Annotated in this window: 16 protein-coding genes and 1 tRNA gene; 8 read left to right on the top strand and 9 right to left on the bottom strand. The window is 64.7% G+C overall.

Features of this window, described 5'->3' with window-relative positions; translation table 11 throughout:
• Window positions 1-31: 31 nt before the first annotated feature.
• From IC614_RS12105 to IC614_RS12095, 3 genes are read right to left on the bottom strand one after another with little or no spacing between them, the layout of a single operon-like run.
• Window positions 32-145, bottom strand: a complete 114-nt coding sequence (locus IC614_RS12105; protein ID WP_200971701.1) for a DUF2474 family protein — start codon at window positions 143-145, stop codon at window positions 32-34.
• Window positions 145-1,143, bottom strand: coding sequence for a cytochrome d ubiquinol oxidase subunit II (gene cydB / locus IC614_RS12100; RefSeq protein ID WP_200971700.1), 999 nt, complete (start codon window positions 1,141-1,143; stop codon window positions 145-147). Before cydB ends, IC614_RS12105 begins: the two co-directional genes overlap by 1 nt.
• Window positions 1,140-2,570, bottom strand: coding sequence for a cytochrome ubiquinol oxidase subunit I (locus IC614_RS12095; protein WP_404829133.1), 1,431 nt, complete (start codon window positions 2,568-2,570; stop codon window positions 1,140-1,142). Before IC614_RS12095 ends, cydB begins: the two co-directional genes overlap by 4 nt.
• 251 nt (window positions 2,571-2,821) lie before the next feature.
• Between IC614_RS12095 and IC614_RS12090 the strand changes: the two genes are divergently transcribed.
• Window positions 2,822-3,904: a sensor histidine kinase gene (locus IC614_RS12090; RefSeq protein ID WP_200971699.1), complete on the top strand. Its 1,083-nt coding sequence runs from the start codon at window positions 2,822-2,824 to the stop codon at window positions 3,902-3,904.
• Here the strand turns inward: IC614_RS12090 and IC614_RS12085 are convergent.
• Complete coding sequence (locus IC614_RS12085; protein ID WP_226372660.1) at window positions 3,886-5,415, bottom strand: dipeptidyl-peptidase 3 family protein; 1,530 nt, start codon at window positions 5,413-5,415, stop codon at window positions 3,886-3,888. The genes IC614_RS12090 and IC614_RS12085 overlap by 19 nt on opposite strands.
• A 242-nt stretch (window positions 5,416-5,657) precedes the next feature.
• Window positions 5,658-5,731: transfer RNA gene (locus tag IC614_RS12080), tRNA-Gln, on the bottom strand.
• A 173-nt stretch (window positions 5,732-5,904) separates the two neighbouring features.
• Between IC614_RS12080 and IC614_RS12075 the strand changes: the two genes are divergently transcribed.
• Window positions 5,905-6,954 (top strand): Ppx/GppA phosphatase family protein, encoded by a 1,050-nt coding sequence (locus IC614_RS12075; RefSeq protein WP_200971698.1) that lies wholly within the window; start codon window positions 5,905-5,907, stop codon window positions 6,952-6,954.
• Window positions 6,951-7,610: an RlmE family RNA methyltransferase gene (locus IC614_RS12070; protein ID WP_200971697.1), complete on the top strand. Its 660-nt coding sequence runs from the start codon at window positions 6,951-6,953 to the stop codon at window positions 7,608-7,610. The genes IC614_RS12075 and IC614_RS12070 overlap by 4 nt, the downstream gene beginning before the upstream one ends.
• Before the next feature lie 148 nt (window positions 7,611-7,758).
• Here IC614_RS12070 and IC614_RS12065 read toward each other — a convergent pair whose 3' ends face one another.
• The 3 genes from IC614_RS12065 to IC614_RS12055 form a co-directional block, all read right to left on the bottom strand.
• Window positions 7,759-8,517 (bottom strand): DsbA family protein, encoded by a 759-nt coding sequence (locus IC614_RS12065; protein WP_318962878.1) that lies wholly within the window; start codon window positions 8,515-8,517, stop codon window positions 7,759-7,761.
• On the bottom strand, window positions 8,514-9,851 hold the full coding sequence (locus tag IC614_RS12060; RefSeq protein WP_449697017.1) for a M48 family metalloprotease: 1,338 nt from the start codon (window positions 9,849-9,851) through the stop codon (window positions 8,514-8,516). The genes IC614_RS12065 and IC614_RS12060 overlap by 4 nt, the downstream gene beginning before the upstream one ends.
• Before the next feature lie 173 nt (window positions 9,852-10,024).
• Window positions 10,025-12,604: an Rne/Rng family ribonuclease gene (locus IC614_RS12055; RefSeq protein WP_200971695.1), complete on the bottom strand. Its 2,580-nt coding sequence runs from the start codon at window positions 12,602-12,604 to the stop codon at window positions 10,025-10,027.
• A gap of 446 nt (window positions 12,605-13,050) precedes the next feature.
• Here IC614_RS12055 and IC614_RS12050 point away from each other — a divergent pair, with 446 nt between their 5' ends.
• The 4 genes from IC614_RS12050 to IC614_RS12035 all read left to right on the top strand — a co-directional run bounded on the left by IC614_RS12050 (window position 13,051) and on the right by IC614_RS12035 (window position 18,499).
• On the top strand, window positions 13,051-13,869 hold the full coding sequence (locus IC614_RS12050) for an N-acetylmuramoyl-L-alanine amidase family protein (RefSeq protein WP_200971694.1): 819 nt from the start codon (window positions 13,051-13,053) through the stop codon (window positions 13,867-13,869).
• Between the two features lie 49 nt (window positions 13,870-13,918).
• Window positions 13,919-16,453, top strand: coding sequence for a penicillin-binding protein 1A (locus tag IC614_RS12045; protein WP_200971693.1), 2,535 nt, complete (start codon window positions 13,919-13,921; stop codon window positions 16,451-16,453).
• Between the two features lie 104 nt (window positions 16,454-16,557).
• Window positions 16,558-17,685, top strand: a complete 1,128-nt coding sequence (gene prfB / locus IC614_RS12040; RefSeq protein WP_200971692.1) for a peptide chain release factor 2 — start codon at window positions 16,558-16,560, stop codon at window positions 17,683-17,685.
• Window positions 17,686-17,818: 133 nt separating this feature from the next.
• Entirely contained in the window at window positions 17,819-18,499 is a 681-nt protein-coding gene (locus tag IC614_RS12035) for a class I SAM-dependent methyltransferase (RefSeq protein WP_200971691.1), read from the top strand.
• Here IC614_RS12035 and IC614_RS12030 read toward each other — a convergent pair.
• A complete protein-coding gene (locus tag IC614_RS12030) occupies window positions 18,496-18,930 on the bottom strand; it encodes a JAB domain-containing protein (RefSeq protein WP_200971690.1) in 435 nt (144 codons plus the stop codon). The two genes, IC614_RS12035 and IC614_RS12030, sit on opposite strands and share 4 nt — an antisense overlap.
• Before the next feature lie 68 nt (window positions 18,931-18,998).
• Between IC614_RS12030 and IC614_RS12025 the strand changes: the two genes are divergently transcribed.
• Window positions 18,999-19,793 carry a thymidylate synthase gene (locus IC614_RS12025; protein ID WP_200971689.1) on the top strand — a complete coding sequence of 265 codons (795 nt, stop codon included), beginning with the start codon at window positions 18,999-19,001 and terminating at the stop codon, window positions 19,791-19,793.
• The last annotated feature ends 55 nt before the right edge of the window (window positions 19,794-19,848 follow it).

Here is a 19,848-nt window from a genome sequence, read left to right as displayed (position 1 = left end):
GGAGAATATCGCCGGTCGCAATAGGGATGGGTCAAAAAAGCCACCAGCGGATCAGATAGGCGACTGCGCCGGCAGCGGCGACGCCCGCCGCCCACAGGCCGACGAACCAGGCGAGGCGTTTGGGAGGGGAGCCGGGCGCCGTCATCAATGATAGCCTTCCTCGCCCACCTTGCCCCGGAACACCCAATAGGACCATGCCGTGTAGATGAGGATGATGGGGATGAGGATCGCGGCGCCGACGAGCATGAAGAGCTGGCTCTTTTCGGGCGCGGCGGCGTCCCAGATGCTGACGCGGCCGGGGATGACGTCCGGCCAGATCGAGATGCCGAGGCCGACCATCGCGAGGAGGAACAGGGCAAGCGTCCATAGGAAGGGCAGATGGTCCCTTTCCCCGGACAGGCTCCGCCAGCCGCAATAAGCGGCGATCAGCACCAGGATCGGCATCGGCACGGTGACGAAGAGGCCGGGCACGTCGAACCAACGTTCGTAATATTTGCCCTCGAGGAACGGCGTGGCGAGGCTGACCGCGCCGAAGGCGATGAGGAGGGCCGGGAAGGCGATGCGAGCATAGCGGCGGGCATCCGCCTGAAGCTGCCCTTCCGTCTTCCAGATAAGCCAGGTCGCACCGAGCAAGGCATAGCCGGCGACAAGCGCGGCGCCGGTCAGCAGGCTGAAGCCCGACAGCCATTCCCACCAGCCGCCGGCATAAGCGCGGCCCTCGACCGTGATGCCCTGAAGCAGCGCGCCGAGAGTGATGCCCTGCGCGAAGGTCGCGACCAGCGAGCCGAGGCAGAAGGCCGCGTCCCACCAGCGGCGATGAACCGGATCGCGCCAGCGGAATTCGAAGGCGACGCCCCGGAAGATGAGGCCGAGCAACATGGCGATGAGCGGCGCATAGAGGGCGGGCAGCACGATGGCGTAAGCAAGGGGAAAGGCTGCGAGCAGGCCGCCGCCGCCGAGCACGAGCCAGGTCTCGTTGCCGTCCCAGACCGGCGCGATGGCGTTCATCGCCTGATCGCGCTCCTTGCCGACGGTGAAGCCCGGGAAGAGGATGCCGATGCCGAGATCGAATCCATCCATCAGCACGTACATGGCGACGGCGGCGGCGATCACGAACGCCCAGATGACAGTGAGGTCCATCATTCCGCCTCCTCGCTGGTGTCGGGCCGGGGATCGGCGCCGCCCCGGCCCATGGCGGGCGACGGGGTGATGCCCGCGCTGCGGATCGGCGCGGCAGCGGGCGCGCTTTCGCCCGGATGCGGGGCGTGGCCCATCAGCTTCAGGATATAAAGCGTGCCGATGCCGAACACGACGAAATAAACGATAACGAAGGCGGCGAGCGAAGTGGCTACGGCGGGCGCATCGATCGGTGCGACCGCGTCCTTGGTGCGGAGCAGGTTGTAGATGACCCAGGGCTGGCGGCCGACCTCCGTCGTCACCCAGCCCGCGATCACGGCGATGAAGCCGGACGGACCCATCAGGAGCGCGAAGCGATGGAGCAGGCGCCAATCGTGCAGCTTCTTGGCCGCGCGCGCGACAAGGCTGAGGAGGCCGAGCGCGAGCATGAGGAAACCCAGCCCCACCATGATGCGGAACGACCAGAAGACGATTTCGACCGGCGGCCGGTCCGCCTTCGCGACCGTATCGAGGCCCGCGAGCGGAGCATCGGGATCGTGCTTCAGGATGAGAGAGGAGAGCTTTGGGATTTCCACCGCGGCGTGGACCGTTTCGGCCTCATCGTCGGGCAGGCCGAACAGGATGAGGGGGGCGCCGTCGGGATGGCTTTGAAAATGCCCCTCCATCGCCATCACCTTGGCGGGCTGATGCTCAAGCGTATTGAGGCCGTGGAGGTCGCCGACAAGGATCTGAGCCGGCGCGACCAAAGCGGCCATCCACATCGCCATCGAGAACATGGTTTTCGTCTCGTCGGTCTTCCGCCCTTTCAGCAGGTGCCAGGCCCCCACCCCGCCGACCACGAGCGCGGTGGTGAGATAGGCGGCGATGACGGTGTGGACGAGGCGGTAGGGAAAGCTCGGGTTGAAGACGATGTCCCACCACCCGGCGGCGGGCACGAACTGCCCGGCATCGTTCATGGCCCAGCCAACGGGTGTCTGCATCCAACTGTTGACGCTCAAAATCCAGAAGGCGGAAATGAAAGTGCCAAGCGCGACCATGAGAGTGGCGGTGAAGTGCAGCCCCTTCCCCACCCGGCTCATGCCGAACAGCATGACGCCGAGGAAGCCCGCTTCGAGGAAGAAGGCGGTCAGCACCTCATAGGCCATCAAAGGCCCGATCACCGGTCCCGCCTTGTCGGAGAAGACCGACCAGTTGGTGCCGAATTGATAGGACATGACGATGCCCGACACGACGCCCATCGCGAAGGCGATGGCGAAGATCTTCAGCCAATATCTGAAGAGATTGAGATATTTGTCCTGGCCCGTCTTCAGCCACAATCCTTCGAGGACGGCGAGATAGCTCGCAAGGCCGATGGAAAAGGACGGAAAGATGAAATGAAAACTGACCGTGAAGGCGAATTGGATCCGCGCGAGAAGAAGTGCGGTATCGTCCACGGCAGTCACCCCCTTCGGTTGGAAGCTCAAGCGGTTGCGCGCCCTTTAGCCGTTCGGACGCAGGGTTGCACGTCAAAAAACCGGCCTGCATCGATCCGTCAAATCCCGGCCTCCATTGACAAAATGGCTCTTTTTGTTGCCTCTGGACAGGCACCGGGGAGGGATGCGTGAATTTCGTCATGCGACATATCGCGCCCGAAAGCCTGGGCGATCGGACGGCAGCGTCCGGGAGCCGGAGGGCAGAGCGCACAATGCGGCCTTTTTCCTGGCCAGGGGCATGCCGCACGACGATCGCCCTCTGGCTGTTCGTGCTGCTGATCTTCCTGCCCATCATCGGCGAGCGTCACGCCGAACGGGGCTGGACGAGCGTCGCGCTGGACGGTTCGACGGTCCTCTTCTCCATGGCGTTGGGGCTGACCCTGTTCTTGCCCTTCAAATGGTCGGTTGGCCTACCGGGCCCGATGCAATGGCTCGTCCGCGCGCTGGCGGTCATCGCCGCCGCCGCCTTGAACACCGGTTTCGACCTGATCTTCCAGGCCTGGATCGCCGATCACGTCACGCAGGCGTGGCAGACATTGCCCGCCGACTTCCGCCGCGCTTATTCCTCGACGCTCAACTATCTGCTCGTTTTCGGCGTCAACATGATGCTGTACCACGTCAATCACACGCGGCGCGCCTGGATGGCGCAGGAATTGCGCGTATCAGCGGCGAACAGCATGGCGCAGGAAGCGCAGCTCGCGGCGCTCCGCTATCAGCTCAATCCGCATTTCCTGTTCAACGCGCTCAACTCCATCTCCTCCCTCATCGTCACGAAGCGCAACGAGGATGCGGAGGAAATGACGCAGCGGCTGTGCAGCTTCCTGCGCGGATCGATCAGCATCGACGCGAACGAACTCATTCCGCTTGAAGACGAGCTGTCGCTGACCCAGGAATATCTGGAGGTCGAACGGGTGCGCTTCGGCGACCGCCTGGCCATTGCCATCGACAGCACCGATGAGGCGGGCGCCGTTTTGGTGCCCGGCTTCCTCGTTCAGCCATTGGTCGAAAATGCCGTGAAGCACGGCGTTGCCCGGTCGAATCGTCAGATGGAAATCCGGATCGAGGCCCGGACGGAGGGCGGCTTTCTCAACGTCACGGTTTCAAACGGCCTGCCGCCCACCAGTGCGGACAGACAGCGCGTCCGCAGCGCCGGCGTCGGCCTCGCCAATATCCGCCGCCGCCTCAATGCCCTGTTCGGAACGCGCGCCGCTCTCGACACCGATCAGGTGGACGGGCGCTTCGTCGCGACACTGCGCATTCCCGCCAGCCTGGAAACCTACACCCGGCTTGGGTAGACGGGCTGAATATCGACGGGGATATGCGCCGTCGCTGCCAGAACCCCACGCGCCTGATCATCGAGTTTCGCATAGCGATCGAAGAAGGCTTTGGTGCCCGCATAATCGCCATCGCCCTGAAGGCGGACGAGGTCGGCGGTGAGATCGCGGATGCCGCTTTCCATCTTCGCATAATCGATCCGGTAACGCTTGGCCGCCGGATCCCAGGCGAAGGCGCCTTTCTCCTTCAAATAGCTGTACTGGACCGCCGCGCCGCGCCCGTGCGCTTCGTCGATGCCGAAGCGGACGGCGCGGAAGATGCCCGCGAAATAGGAGGCGAGCGCCTGCTCTTTCTCCGCCGCCGGAAGCTCGCCGCGCTGCATCATGTAGAGGATGTTCCAGACGCCCATCACGTCCGCCTTGCATTCCTCGCTGGCGGAATAAACGTCCTTCAACTCGGCGTTCACCGTTGTCTGGCGACCGTTTAGGGTAATCGTGCCCGGCCCGAGGCTGTGCGACAATTCGTGGAACAAGGTCTCGTTCGTCATATATTTTTCGGTGACGAGCTTCGCCTGATCCGGCACCAGAACCAGTGAGGCCATGGGCGCCAGAATGCGCTCATATTTGGCGCCCAGAACGTTTTCGAGGATCACCTTCTTCGCGCCCTTCGCCTCGCGGACGCGCTCGTCATTCGGCAGGTTGAAGGCGACAGTCTGCACGCCCGGCACATTGTCGCCGCCGCCATGGACTTGAGCGGCGACCAGGATCGGGCTTTCGAAGCCGCGCTGGAAATTCTTGTACTTCTCCTCGACGGGCAGGTTCTTCTCCATGTCCTTCAAGTAATTCTTATATTTGGCGAGCGCGGCGCTTTCCTGCGGGTTCTGGACGGTGATAAAGGCTTCGAACGCCGTCTTCGTCCCATAGAGCGTATCGGTATAGACTTCGTACGGCCCGATCACCGCCTCGATCGGCGTGCCGGTGACGTCCATCCAGGCGAGCTCGGATGCGTAATAATCGTCGGTGCGGAAGGCCTGGGCGCGCAGGATCAGGAATTTCTTGAGGCTGGCGTTTGAGGTGATCGCCGCCGCTTGCTCCAGCAGCTTGGCGGCGGGCTCCAACCATTGCCTATATTCCTGGGAATAGGGCACGGCGATCAGCTCATCCCCCTGCCGCTTCACCACCGTATAGGGGCTGGTGAGCGCCGCCTTGTCGGACGGATGGGCGGCGAGATAGGCTTCGAACGCCTCCTTCGTCAGATCCTCCGGATAGAAGCCCGCGCCGAGCGGCGCCGCCTTTGAGCCGTAAAAGAGCCGGTTTTCCTCCAGCGTGTCCCATGGGCCGAAATGCAGGTCGAACATGTCGAGCAGGGCCGCCTTGTTCGGCGCATCGCTCGCGGCGATCCCAGCACGGATTTCGGGATTATGGACGCTCTTCTGGCGCAGGTAGATGGGGTTCATCAGCTCGGCGGCCTGGATGAGCAGGTTCACCACCTGCCGCTCCTCGGCATTCAGGAAGCTCGTATCCGGATTCATGCTTATCCGCGCGATCTTCGCCCGCGCTTGGGCAAGACTGTCATCACTTCGTCCGCCGGAAGCAGTCGCTGGCGGCGCGTCGGCCGCGGGTACCGCACAGGCGGCAGTCGAAAGCAATGCCAGGGCCATGACCAGTTTGCGCATCATACTCTCCCAATCTTTTCCATGTTTTAGCAAGGGCGGCAGCCAAAGCAAACGGCGCGCGAAAGCGGCTTTGTGAAGGATCGGCGATGAATGGGAAGTGGATGCCCGACGTGGATTCGAACCACGATTGACGGAGTCAGAGTCCGTAGTCTTACCATTAGACGATCGGGCAGCGCGGGGGCGAAATAGGCGGTGGCGCTGGAGGGGTCAAGGCTCTTTCCCCTCCCCCTTGCGTTCGAATGCGAAAGTCCCTCGCCTTGCCGGATCGACCGCCACGCCGTATAGCCGGACCCAAGTCCAGGGCGGCAATGAAGCCTCCCCATGAGAAGATAAGAGTGTACGGCAATGGCGCAGGAAGCCGCCACGGTGCCGCGAACAGCCGGTGGGAGTCCGGCCAGCGCGGCCGATGCGAAGCCGCCGCCGCGGCGGACGGGCCGCCACACCTATGGCGCGCTCGACCTTGGCACCAACAATTGCAGATTGCTTGTCGCGCGGCCTTCCGAGGACGGCTTTACCGTCATCGACGCTTTCTCCCGGGTCGTTCGGCTGGGCGAAGGATTGGCGGGCAGCGGACGCATCAGCGACGCGGCGATGGACCGCGCGCTTGCCGCCCTTTCGGTCTGCGCGGACAAGTTGCGGCGGCGGCGCGTATCGATCGCCCGCTCCGTGGCGACCGAGGCGTGCCGCCGCGCGGTCAACGGCCGCGATTTCGTCGAGCGCGTCTATCGCGAGACCGGCCTTGCGCTCGACATCATCGCGCCGGAGGAGGAAGCGCGGCTCGCCATGCTCGGCTGCCATCGCCTGCTCGAGCCGGGCGACGGCCCCGCGCTCATCTTCGATATCGGCGGGGGATCGACCGAATTGGTGCTGATCGACACGGACGGCGTGACGCCGCGCATCAAGAGCTGGTGGAGTGCGCCCTGGGGCGTGGTGTCGCTGACGGAATCGGAAGGGCGGGATTTCAAGGATGCGGAGGACCGCGCCGCCGCCTATGTCCGCATGCGCGAGAAGGTGCGCCATGCCTTCCGCCGCTTCGCCGAGCAGCTTCCCGCCGCATCGGACAATATCCGCCTGATGGGAACGAGCGGCACGGTGACGACGCTCGCCAGCGTCCATCTGGCCCTCCCTTCCTACGACCGTAAGGCGATCGACGGGCTGATGGTGCCGGCGCAATCCATGCGGACGATCAGCCAGATGCTGTCGCGCATGTCGATCGGCGAGCGTTCCGAACTGCCCTGTATCGGCCACGAGCGCGCGGACCTGGTGGTTGCGGGCTGCGCGATATTGGAGGCGATCATGGACATCTGGCCGGCCAAGACCCTGGGCGTCGCCGACCGGGGCATTCGCGAAGGCATTTTGCGCTCGTTGATGGCGCGGGACGGATACAGGATATGAAGGGTAAGGGCCTCAAGGAACGAGTGCGTACCGCCAAGGGGCGCAAGACGAGCTCGACGCGCTGGCTGCAGCGGCAATTGAACGACCCTTATGTCAAGAAGGCGAAGGCGGAGGGCTATCGCTCCCGCGCCGCCTATAAATTGCTGGAGCTCGACGAGCGCTTCAACCTGCTGAAGGGCGTATCCCGCGTCGTCGACCTCGGCATCGCGCCGGGCGGGTGGAGCCAGGTGGTGCGGCAGAAGGTGCCGGGTTCAACGGTGGTGGGCATCGACCTGTTGCCGACCGATCCGTTGGACGGCGTCACGATCCTGCAGATGGACTTCATGACCGACGAAGCGGCCGATCTGTTGAAGGAAGCGCTGGGCGGACAAGCCGATCTCGTCCTCTCCGACATGGCGGCCAACACGGTGGGCCACCCGCAGACCGACCATTTGCGCACCATGGCGCTGGTCGAAGCCGGCCTTTATTTTGCCAGCGAAGTGCTGCGGCCCGGCGGCGCCTATGTCGCCAAGGTGCTTGCTGGGGGCGCCGACAACAACCTGGTCGCGGAATTAAAGCGGCTGTTCACCACGGTGAAGCACGCCAAGCCGCCCGCGAGCCGCAAGGATTCATCGGAATGGTATGTGATCGCGCAGGGATTCAAGGGATCGGCCTAGAGCGGTCGGCTTTCCACTCTTTTAGCCGGCATTCCAGCGAAAGCTGGAATCTCAGGCTGGCTTCTCCGCCTTGTGACGAACATTGTTAGATTCCAGCTTTCGCTGGAATGACGGTTCTTCCTTCGCGTGATTGGAATGGTTGCTTTTTTCACTTCTTCGCCCGTGCCTCGACGATGGCGTCCTTGAGCGCATCGTAGCCGACGGCGCCCTGCAGCACCTTGCCGCCGACGATGAAGGCGGGCGTGCCGGTCAGGCTCAGCGCGCGGGCGAGATCGTAATTCTTCTCGATTTCGGCATCGAAGCGGGGACTGGCGGACGGCGAAGCGCTGGTGCCCGCCGCGGCCTGGGCGGACTTCACCGCGTCGGGGGACGGCCGGCCAAGCGCGAACAATTTGTCGTGAAACGCCTTATACTTGCCCGCTTCGGCGGCGGCGAGGCTGACGAGCGCGGCTTTCCGGCTGTCCTCGCCAAGTACGGGGAATTCGCGCCAGACGACCTTCAATTTCTTGTCTTCCTTCAGGAGCCGTTCGACGTCCGGCTGGCTTGCGCGGCAATAGCCGCAGGCATAATCGAAGAATTCGACCAGCACGACATCGCCGTCCGCCGCGCCCGCCCAGGCGCCCGCGAACGGCGTCTCGATGGCCTTGCGATTGGCGTCGACCACCTTGGCGATCTCGCGCGCCTGCAGCCGCTCCATCGCTTCGGGAATGATTTCCGGATGGGCGAGGATATAATCGTGCACGATCTTCTCGATCGCGGCGCGGTCCTGCCCCGAAACCGGCGCGCCGGGCGCCAGCGCCATTGCCGAAGCGCCGAGAAGGACGCCCACCAAGCCTGCGGCCAAAATCATTCTCCTCTTGCGGATGAAGCCGGTGAAACCGCGTCCCGCCCCCGTGTCGTCCGTCACCGTTTCTTGTCTTTCCTGATCGCCTCTTCGGCCACCATCTTGATATCCTGCGCGCGCAGCCAGTCAGCGCTGTTTTCCGGAATGCCGTGGAGCGCCTGTTGCGCGCTGGCAAGGGCGAGCTTCGGATCGCCCTGCAGATTATACCGCTCCGCCGTTGCCAGTGCGGCGCGGGCCGTGTCGCCTTCGCGGTCGTAGATGATGCCAAGTTGATACCAGGCGAAGGGATTGGAATTGTCGCGCGCGACGGCGGCGCGGAGCACACCCTTCGCTTCCTCGAAATTCTTCGGATCCTCGGTCGCGATCAACGCGTGGCCGAAAAGGGCCGAAATGAGCGGCTGATCGGGCGCTTGCGCGACCGCGTCGCGCAAGGCTTCCACGGCCTCGGCCGGGCGACCGGATTCGAGCAGAACCTGGCCCTTGAGCTCAAGGAAATAGGGGTCGTGCGGCGCTTCGGCGAGCAGGCTGTCCACTTCCGCGACCGCTTTGTCGGGGAAAGCGGTCTTGTGATAGGCATAGGCCCGGGCATAGCGGGCGGGCATGCTCTTGTTGGTTTCGGGATAGGCGATGAGCGTCTGGCGCGGGTCGTTGACGAAGCCCGCGAGCTTCGCCTTCACGCGCTGAAAACGCGCTTCGATCGCCGGATCCGTCTTTTTGTCCCACGCGGGATCGGCGCGGTAGCGCGCCTCGAGCCATTGAATGCGCTCGCCCGACAAGGGGTGGGTGCGGCCGTAGCTATCCTCCTGCGGGATGGCGAGGCGGAATTCCTGGTTCTGCAATTTCTTGAAGAAAGAGAGCGAGCCCTTCCCGCTAACCCCTGCGCCGGAGAGGAATTTGGCACCCGCCTGATCCGCGCTCGATTCTTCCGCCTTCAGGAAAGCGAGGAACTTGCCCATCGCCGCCTGCTGGCCCGCCGCCATGATGCCCGCGCCCGCCTCCCCGGCCCCCGCCGCGACGGCGGCAACGCCGAGGAGCAGGGACAGGATGGTGATGCCGGTCGCGGTCCCGGCGCCCTGACTGTAGCGGATGACGTGGCCGCCGGTGATATGGCCAAGCTCGTGGGCGATGACGCCCTGCACCTCATTGGCATTGTCGGCAGCGGCGATCAGGCCGGAATGGATGTAGACGACCTGGCCTTGCGAGACGAAGGCATTGATCGAATTGTCGCCGATCAGCACGATCTCGACATTTTCCGGCCTCAGGCCCGACGCCGCGACGATCGGGCGGGACATGTCCTTGAACAAGGCTTCGGTTTCGGCATCGCGGAGGATGGATTGCGCGGCGGCGGGCTGGACGAACGCGGCGAAGCTCAACGCCAGGAGCATGACGTATCGCACAATTTGTGCTCCGGCGGAGGCCGGAGTCCAGCGGCGCTGATCGAAGGACTGGGCTCCGGCCTCCGCCGGAGCACGATGTGCGCTTTGACCCATCATCCGCTTATCCTTCCCGGCGGCTGAACAGCCGATGAAGTGCGAAGGGCGGCTCCCCATGCGAACCGCCCTTTATCCTATCAGCCGCCGAAAGTGCGCTGCCACCAGCCGCGGCGCGGTTCGCCGGTTTCGGCCGCGTCATTGTCCTCCGCGCTTCCAGCGGAGGATACCGCGGCTTCCTGACGGTCGATGGCGGGCCCTTCCGGGGCGGCGGCCGGTCCGGCATCGCCCTTCTTGCGGCGGGTGCGCTTGGGCTTGGCCGGAGCGTCATCGGCTTCGGCCGCGTCATTGGCGGCGACCGGCGCGGGTTCGGGGGCGGCTTCGGCCGGAGCGGCTTCGGCGGCGCCGTCGGCCGCGGCATCGGCCTTCTTGCGGCGGCTGCGCTTCGGCTTGGCGGGCGCTTCTTCCGCGACGGGTTCGGGTGCGGCTTCGGGTGCCGGTTCCGGCTGAACCTCGATCGCGGTCTCGACGGTGGCCTCCGCATCGCCCTTCTTGCGCGCGCGCGGACGGCGGCGCGACTTGCGCGGCTTGTCGCCGTCCTCGGCTTCGACGGCCTCGGCGGCCGGTTCCGGCGCCGCTTCGACTTCCGGAGTCTCGGTTACGGCCTCGTTCGCCTCGATTTCGCCTTCCTGACCGTTCCTGCGCCGTCCGCCTCGGCGGCCCCTGCGGCGGCGGCGGCGGCCGCGGCGTTCGCCTTCATCTTCCTCATCATGTTCAGGATGTTCGCCGCTTTCGGGATGGTCTGGACGCTCAGGGCGCTCAGCGCGCTCGGCACGGTCTCCGCGCCTGCCGCGTCCGCCGCGCTCACGGCCGGAGCGGCGCTCTTCGCGTTCTTCGCGCTCCTCCTGCTCGTCGGCTTCTTCTTCCTCTTCCTCGAATTCCTCGATGAGTTCTTCCTCATCGATGGCCGGTGCGGAAACGGCGGGTTCGTAGCGCTTTTCAGGGCGCGGGCCGGTGGCCTCCACGCTCATCTTGGCGCCTTCGAACGTCTCGTCGATCATCACTTCGACAATGACGCCATAACGTTCCTCGACCTCGGCGATCTCGGCCCGCTTCCTGTTCAAGACATAGATGGCGGCTTCGCGGCCGGCGCGCAGCACGATGCGGTTGCCGCGTCCGCGGGCCGCTTCGTCCTCGATCATGCGCAGCGCCGACAGGCCCGCCGAGGAGGCGGTGCGCATCAGGCCCGAGCCCTCGCAATGCGGGCAGGGCTTGGTCGAGGCTTCGAGCACGCCGGTACGCAGGCGCTGGCGGCTCATTTCCATGAGGCCAAAGGACGAGATGCGGCCGACCTGGATGCGGGCGCGGTCGTTCTTCAAAGCCTCCTTCATCGCCTTCTCGACTTTGCGGACATGGCCGTTCTGTTCCATGTCGATAAAGTCGATGACGACGAGGCCCGCCATGTCGCGCAGGCGCAGCTGGCGGGCGATCTCGTTCGCGGCCTCGATATTGGTCGCATAGGCCGTCTGTTCGATATTATGCTCGCGCGTCGACCGGCCGGAGTTGATGTCGATCGAGACCAGGGCCTCGGTCGGGTTGATGACGAGATAGCCGCCGGACTTCAGCTGGACGAGCGGCTGGTACATGCCCGCAAGCTGATCCTCGACCCCGTAGCGTTGGAAGAGGGGCACCGGATCGGCATAGCCGCGCACCTTCTTCATGTGGCTCGGCATCAGCAATTTCATGAAGGCGCGGGCATGCTTGTAGCCCTCGTCGCCCTCGACGATCACCTCGTCGATGTCGCGATTGTAGATGTCGCGGATCGCCCGCTTGATGAGATCGCTGTCGCCGTAGATGAGCGCTGGCGCCGCCGATTGCAGCGTCTTTTCGCGAATCTGATCCCACAGCCGCGCGAGATAATCGAAGTCGCGCTTGATCTCGGTCTTGGTGCGCTGGAGGCCCGCGGTGCGGACGATGCAGCCCATCGTCCGGGGCAGGTTGAGATCGGCCATGATGGCCTTGAGGCGCTTGCGGTCGGCGCCGTTCGAAATCTTGCGCGAAATGCCGCCGCCATGGCTGGTGTTCGGCATCAGCACGCAATAGCGGCCGGCGAGAGAGAGATAGGTGGTGAGCGCCGCGCCCTTGTTGCCGCGCTCTTCCTTCACGACCTGGACGAGCAAAACCTGGCGGCGCTTGATGACGTCCTGGATCTTATAGCGGCGGCGCAGTGCCTGGCGCTTTTTGCGCAATTCGTCGGCGGCATTTTCTTCCGGACGATTATGCTCGGCATGGGCGGGCGGCATGTCGTCGTGATGCTCGTCCTCGGCGGACTCGCCTACTTCTTCGACGCCGTCGAAGTCGCCATCGTCGTGATCGCCGTCATCGTCCCAGCGGCTGTCCTCGGCGGCGCGCAGGCGCTCTTCCTCGGCAGCATGCTCGGCTTCCTCGCGGAGCAGGGCCTCGCGGTCCTCGCGCGGGATCTGATAATAATCCGGGTGGATTTCGCTGAAGGCCAGGAAGCCGTGGCGGTTGCCGCCATAATCGACGAAGGCCGCCTGCAGCGACGGTTCGACCCTGGTTACCTTGGCGAGATAGATATTTCCCTTGAGCTGCTTGTGCTCGGCGGATTCGAAATCAAATTCCTCGATCCGGTTTCCCTTGACGACGGCCACCCTGGTTTCTTCCTGGTGGCGTGCGTCGATCAGCATACGCATGGTCATGAATGTCACTCCACGCGCGTGCCGCCGCTCCGGGGCCTCCCTCGCCTTTCGGTCGGAAGGTTGAGGCCAAAGCGGCGCTGCCCGCGCGCTCGAATATGGACGAAGGCGCGGCGGAAAGCCGCCGGCCTGCAAATGTCCGGGTTGAAAAGAAAATGTGCGTGTCTGCTGCGTATGGCAGGCCGGAATGTGTCACCGGCCGCAAAGTCCCCGCGACAACGCCATGACCCGTGAGGGGGCGTTGGAGGTCGGGGGAGAAATGCCTCATGCAGCGTCAACCTAGAAACACCGGCTTAAGGACCGGCACGAAATCATGAGCGGCTCTAATAAAATGCGGGGCCGCCGTGTCTTCGCCCTAACAGCTAAGCAGGAGAGCGGCAACCGTTAAGGGGGCGCAATGTCCGCATTTTCGCTGGACGTCCGCGCCAGGAAGGCGGCACAGAGCGGCGATGCTCGCGCTTGCCGTCTCCATCGCGCTCTGGCTCGGCCTGCTCGCCGATGGCGGCGGCGCGACCGTCATGCTCGATGCACCGGAAGCACGGCCGATGGACCTGCCGGAGATCGTAGGCGCAGCCGATCCGCGCCGCCCGCTGATCGTCATCGATCCCGGCCATGGGGGTTCCGACCCTGGCGCCGTGGCTCCGGACGGCACGCAGGAAAAAAGCGTGACGCTCGCGGTCGCCGCGGCGGTGCGCGAAGCCCTGGCCGAAGGCGGCCGCGTCCGCGTCGCCCTGACCCGCGCCGACGACCGGCGGCTGGGCCTTCGCCAGCGTTTCGAAATCGCGCGGAAGCTGGGCGCGAGCCTGTTCATTTCGATCCATGCCGATGCGGCGCCCAATCCCCAGGCGACCGGCGCCACCGTCTACAGCCTGTCCGAAGTCGCTTCGGACCGGGAAGCGGCCGAGCTGGCCAGCCGCGAGAATGCGGCGGAACTGGTCGGGGCACAGGACGCGCAGGGCGGAAGCGCGGTCAACCGCATCCTGATCGACCTCGCCCAGCGCGAGAGCATGGCCGCCTCCGCCGCTTTCGCCGATCTTCTCGTCCGCGAAGCCGAAGGACAGGTGCCGCTCCGCCCCGAACCGCGCAAATTCGCTTCGCTCATCGTGCTGAAGGCGCCCGACATTCCCTCCATATTGTTCGAAATCGGCTACATGACCAATGCGCAGGATGCCGCCTTTCTCGGTTCCGGCGAAGGAAAGGCGCGGATCGCGGCGGCGATGCGGCGCGCCATTGAAATCCACGCCGCGCGGCTGATGACGGGCGATTGACCGCAGCCGCGCTTCACCCTCTTCGCCTTATCCGCTAAAGCCCTTTCGAATGACCGCAGAATCGGCCCCCGCTCCCCGCTTCGATGTTCGCCCCGCCTTGGCCCGCGTGGGCGAGCGGCTGCGCGCCGTCTGGGGGACGCGTTGGGGCAAGATCGGGGCGGCTCTCATCGCGCTCCCGATCCTTGGCTACATCATTCTTTGGCTCATCTTCGCCGCGACCTTGCCGTCGGCGGAATCCCTGCTGACCTACCAGCCCGATCTTCCGTCCAATGTGCGCGACGTGGACGGCAACCCCGTCCAGACCTTCGCCCGCGAGCGGCGCGTCGAGCTTGCCTATGACGAATATCCCGAGCAGCTCATTCAGGCCTTCATCTCGGCCGAGGACAAGACCTTCTTCAGCCATGGCGGCATCGATTATCCCGGCACGATCGGGGCGGTGTTCGACTATATTTCGAAAGCCGGATCGGGCGAGCGGGCGCGGGGCGGATCGACCATCACCCAGCAAGTGGCGAAGAACCTGCTGCTCGGCGACGAATATTCGGTGGCGCGCAAGATCAAGGAAGCCTTCCTCGCCCGGCGCATCGAAAATGTGCTGACCAAGCAGCAGATCCTGGAGCTGTATCTCAATCAGATCTTCCTCGGCCGGAACGCTTATGGCGTCCAGTCGGCGGCGCGCGCCTATTTCGACAAGGACGTCGACCAGCTGACCTTGCCGGAAGTCGCCTATCTCGCCGTCCTTCCCAAGGCGCCGAGCAATTACGATCCGCAGCGCCACACGGAGCGCGCGCTCGACCGCCGCAATTATGTGCTGCGGGAGATGGAGAGCAACGGTTATATCACCGCCGCCCAGCGCGCGGAAGCCTCCGCCGCTCCGCTCGGCACGGTGCGAGGGCCCCGGACCACTATCCGCAATATCGGCGGCTACTTCATGGAAGAGGTTCGCCGCACGCTGATCGATCGTTATGGCGAGAAGAAGGAAAAGGGGCCGAACGGCGTCTATTCCGGCGGCCTCTGGGTGCGCACATCCGTCAACGTGAAGATGCAGGAGTCCGCCGCCACGGCGCTTCGCGACGCGCTCGTCCGCTACGATCGCGGCCGGGGCTGGCGCGATCCCGGGCTCAGCATCGACATGGCGAGCGATTGGCGCAGCCAGCTCGCGGCGGCCGAATATGGCGTCGGCTATGACGATTGGCGCAAGGCCGTGGTCCTCGAAAAAGCGGGCGGCAGCGCGACGATCGGGTTCGAGGACGGATCGACCGGCACCTTGCCCGCGAGCGGGGCCGCCGTGCCGAAGCGCGGCACCGGCGGATCGGCGTTCAATTACCTCAAACCCGGCATGATCATCGCCGTGAAGGACGAAGGCGGCGCCTATGCCCTGCGCTCCGTCCCGGAGGTTTCGGGCGGCATGGTCGTCGAGGAAGTAGGATCGGGCCGCATCCTTGCCATGCAGGGCGGGTTCGACGTGCGCGGCTCTTCCTTCAACCGCGCGACGCAGGCGCAGCGCCAGCCGGGATCGACCTTCAAGCCGATCGTCTATTCCGCCGCGTTGGACAACGGCATGACGCCGGCGACACTGATCGCCGACGCGCCCTTCTGCGCTTCGCAAGGGGCGGGCATGCCGCAAAAATGCTTCCGCAACTTCTCCGGCGGCTATGCCGGTCAGCAGACGATGCGCTGGGGCCTTGAGCAATCACGCAACCTGATGACCGTGCGCGCGGCGAGCCAGACGGGCATGGACAAGGTCGTGCGCCTGTCCAAAACGCTGGGCGTGGGCGAATATGACCCTTATTTGTCCATTTCCCTGGGCGCGGGCGACACGACGGTCACGAAGATGACCAATGCTTTCGCCATTCTCGCCAATCAGGGCCGCGCCCTCACCCCGACGCTGATTGATTACGTTCAGGACCGCAACGGCAAGGTCATCTACCGCACCGACACGCGGCCCTGCGCGGGCTGCAACGCGCCCGATTGGGACGGCAGGCCCATGCCGCGGCCGCCGCTGCGCACCAAGCAGCTGATGGACCCGATGACCGCCTATCAGATGGTCCATATCCTGGAAGGCGTCGTCCAGCGCGGCACCGCGCAGACGTTGCGGGAACTGGGCCGTCCGATGTTCGGCAAGACCGGCACGACCACGGGCCCGACCAACGTCTGGTTCATCGGCGGCACGCCGCAGGTGGTGGCGGGCGTCTATATGGGCTTCGATCAGCCCCGGCCGATGGGCGGCTATGCCCAGGGCGGCACGCTCGCCGCGCCGATCTTCAAGCAATTCGCGAAGGCCGCGCTCATGGACCTGCCGGTCGTGCCGTTCCGCGCGCCGCAAGGCATCCGCATGGTCCGCATCGACCGCCGGTCCGGCCAGAAGGTCTATGGCGCCTGGCCGACCGACGAACCCAAGGCGGCGGTGATATGGGAAGCGTTCAAGCCGGAAAGCGAGCCCCGCCGGGTCGTTCGCCGAGACACGCTGCCACCACCCAAAATGGCGAGCGCCGCCTCCCGCCCCGCGCGAGCCAAGGCAGCCGCACCGCCGCCGCAGACTCAAAGCAGCAGCGATTTCTTGCAAAGAGAGGGCGGGATTTACTAGGCGTGCATGCAGGGCACGCCGTGTCCCGGCGAAGGCCGGGATCCAGCCCGACAAAGTATCTGGATCCCGGCCTTCGCCGGGATACAGTCCATTGGAGAAAATGAATGCGCGCCGAAGCGCAAGCCTATGCCGATCAGATCAATGCCGCCCTGGCCCTTCTCCGCCGCTTTCTCGATTGGGATCGCGCCTTGCGGCGGCTGGACGAATTGAACAGCCGCGTCGAAGACCCGGCGCTCTGGAACGACGCCAAGGCCGCGCAGGACGTGATGCGCGAACGCCGCCGGCTCGATGAAGCGATTTCGGCGACCAACGCCATTTCCAAAGAGCTTGCGGACACGATCGAGCTGATCGAGATGGCGGAGGCGGAAGGCGATGAAGCCTTGGTCGACGACGCCGTCGCCTCCCTCCAGGCGCTCGCCGAACGGGCGGAGAAGGACAAGGTGACCGCGCTCCTCGCCGGTGAGGCCGACGCCAACGATACTTATGTCGAGATCAATTCGGGTGCAGGCGGCACGGAAAGCAACGACTGGGCCGGAATGCTCCAGCGTATGTACAGCCGCTGGGCGGAGCGGCACGGCATGAAGGTCGAGCTCGTCGACTATCATGCGGGCGAACAAGCGGGTATCAAATCCGCGACCCTGCTGGTGAAGGGCGAGAATGCCTATGGCTATGCCAAGACGGAAAGCGGCGTTCACCGCCTCGTCCGCATCAGCCCCTATGACAGCTCGGCGCGGCGCCACACCAGCTTCGCCTCGGTCTGGGTCTATCCGGTGATCGACGAAAATATCGAGGTCGAATATAATGAAAGCGACCTGCGCATCGACACCTATCGCGCCTCGGGCGCGGGCGGGCAGCATATCAATACCACCGATTCCGCCGTCCGCATCACGCACATTCCGACCGGCATCGTCGTCCAATGCCAGAACCAGCGTTCGCAGCACAAGAACAAGGCCGAAGCCTATAACCAGCTCCGCGCCCGCCTTTACGAGCTGGAATTGCAGAAGCGCGAGGCGGAAGCCAGCGCGACGGCTGCATCCAAGACCGATATCGGCTGGGGCCACCAGATTCGCTCCTACGTGCTGCAACCCTATCAGCTGGTGAAGGATCTGCGCACCGGCGTCACCTCCACCGCGCCGTCCGACGTGCTGGACGGCGATCTCGACCGCTTCATGGCCGCCGCCCTTTCGCAGCGCGTGACGGGCGAAAAGGTCGAAGTCGAAGATGTGGATTGAGAGCCTCATCACATCACGCATCTTAGCCCTCCCCCTTGATGGGGGAGGGTTGGGTGGGGGTGATGCTCGGCATAGTGCGGCGCACTTCCCCGGCATCACCCCCACCCAGCCTCCCCCATCAAGGGGGAGGGGCATGATTGCGCTTCTCATCCCCCTCGCGCTTCTCGCCGCCTGCAAGGAGCAGCCGGAAAAATCGCCCTTTCCCGATCCACAGCGCCCCGTCGCGCCGATCGTGTCGTCCAGCTATTCCAACGAGGATTCCCGCGACAGCGTCGGCGAGTTTGAAACCGTCGTCCGGCTCGCGGGCGTCGGCCCCGGCATGTCGGTCGCCGATATCGGCGCGGGCGAGGGCTATTATACCGTGCGCCTTGCCCCCCTGGTGGGCGCGCGGGGGCGCGTTCTGGCGCAAGACATCGTGCCGGAAACCCGCAACGCGCTCGCCAGTCGTGTTCAGCGCGAGCGGCTCGACAATGTCGCGGTGAAATTGGGCGAGCCCAACGATCCCAAACTGCCGCAAGCCTCGTTCGACCGCATCTTCATGGTACACATGTATCACGAGATCGAGCGGCCGAGCGAATTTCTCTGGCACCTCCGCCCCAGCCTGAAGAAGGGCGGCAGCGTCGTCGTGGTCGATGCCGACCGGCCGACCAACCGGCACGGCACGCCGCCCAAGCTGCTCATCTGCGAATTCGCATCGGTGGGGTTCGAACTGTCGAGCTTCGAGCGGCTCGGCGACAGCGAATCCTATTTCGCGCAATTCGTGGCGTCGGGCGCCCGGCCGGAACCGGCGCAGATCCAGGTCTGCCAGGTCTAGATCAGCCCCATCGCCCGGAGGCTGCGGCATCCGCCATCCGCGAAGATCAGGTGATCGCGCAGGGCCACGCCGATAGCACTCGCCACCTCGGCAAGCCGGCGCGTCGAATCCTTGTCGCGCGCGCTCGGCCGCGGATCGCCGCTCGGATGATTGTGGGCAAGGATGATGGCGTGGGCTTCCACGCTCAGTGCGTCCCGGACGATGTCGCGGATGGGAAGATCGACCCGGTCCTCCATCCCCGCCGTTTCGCTGAAGCCAAGCACGCGCCCCTCCCCGTCGAGATGCGCGACGATGAGTTTTTCCGAGGCGCAATTGGCGAGGATCGGCGCGAACAGGTCCGCCGCATCGCGCGCGGTGAGGATTTTCAAGTCGGCATCGGCGACATCCACCATGGCGTCTTCTTGCCATGTTTCGACACCAAAAAGGTCCACAAGCCGATCCATTTCGGATCGAAGCGAAGCCGCTTGGATTGCCGCGCGCGAGCCGCCATAAGCGGACCATGCAAGCCTATCTCGACCTTATCGCCCGCATTCTCGACGAAGGGGTGGCGCAGCAGGACCGCACCGGCACCGGCACCCTGTCCGTCTTCGGCCATCAGATGCGGTTCGACCTGTCGAAGGGCTTTCCGCTCGTCACGACGAAGAAACTCCACCTGCGCTCGATCATCATCGAATTGCTCTGGTTTCTGAACGGCGACACCAATGTCCGTTACCTCAAGGATAACAAGGTCAGCATCTGGGATGAATGGGCCGACGCGAACGGCGATCTCGGCCCCGTCTACGGCAAGCAATGGCGCGATTGGGAAGGGCCGGACGGCGTCCGCATCGATCAGATCGCCGCGCTGATCGACCAGATCAATACCAACCCGGCCTCGCGCCGCCAGATCGTATCGGCCTGGAATCCAGCCGAGATCGACCGCATGGCGTTGGCCCCGTGCCATTGCCTGTTCCAGACGCAAGTCGCGAACGGCAAGCTCAACCTGCAGCTTTACCAGCGCAGCGCCGACGTGTTTCTGGGCGTGCCATTCAACATCGCGAGCTATGCCCTCCTCACCCACATGCTCGCCCAGCAATGCGGGCTGGAGCCGGGGACGTTCGTGTGGACCGGGGGCGATTGCCACCTTTATTCGAACCATCTCGACCAAGCGCGCCTGCAACTGACCCGCGACCCGCGCCCGCTGCCGACCCTGACGATCAAGCGCAAGCCAGACGGCATCGACCGCTATGCCTATGAGGATTTCGAGATTAGCGGCTACGATCCCCACCCGCATATCAAGGCCGAGGTGGCGGTTTGACCCGCGCGCCATTCGTCATTCCAGCGAAAGCTGGAATCTCTTTGCCTTCAAAGTG

Origin of the sequence: Sphingosinicella flava (assembly GCF_016025255.1) — a bacterium.
In the GTDB taxonomy this organism is placed as follows: domain Bacteria; phylum Pseudomonadota; class Alphaproteobacteria; order Sphingomonadales; family Sphingomonadaceae; genus Allosphingosinicella; species Allosphingosinicella flava.
Note: the sequence above shows the minus strand (reverse complement) of the source record. Positions and strands in the feature narration are given on the sequence as shown.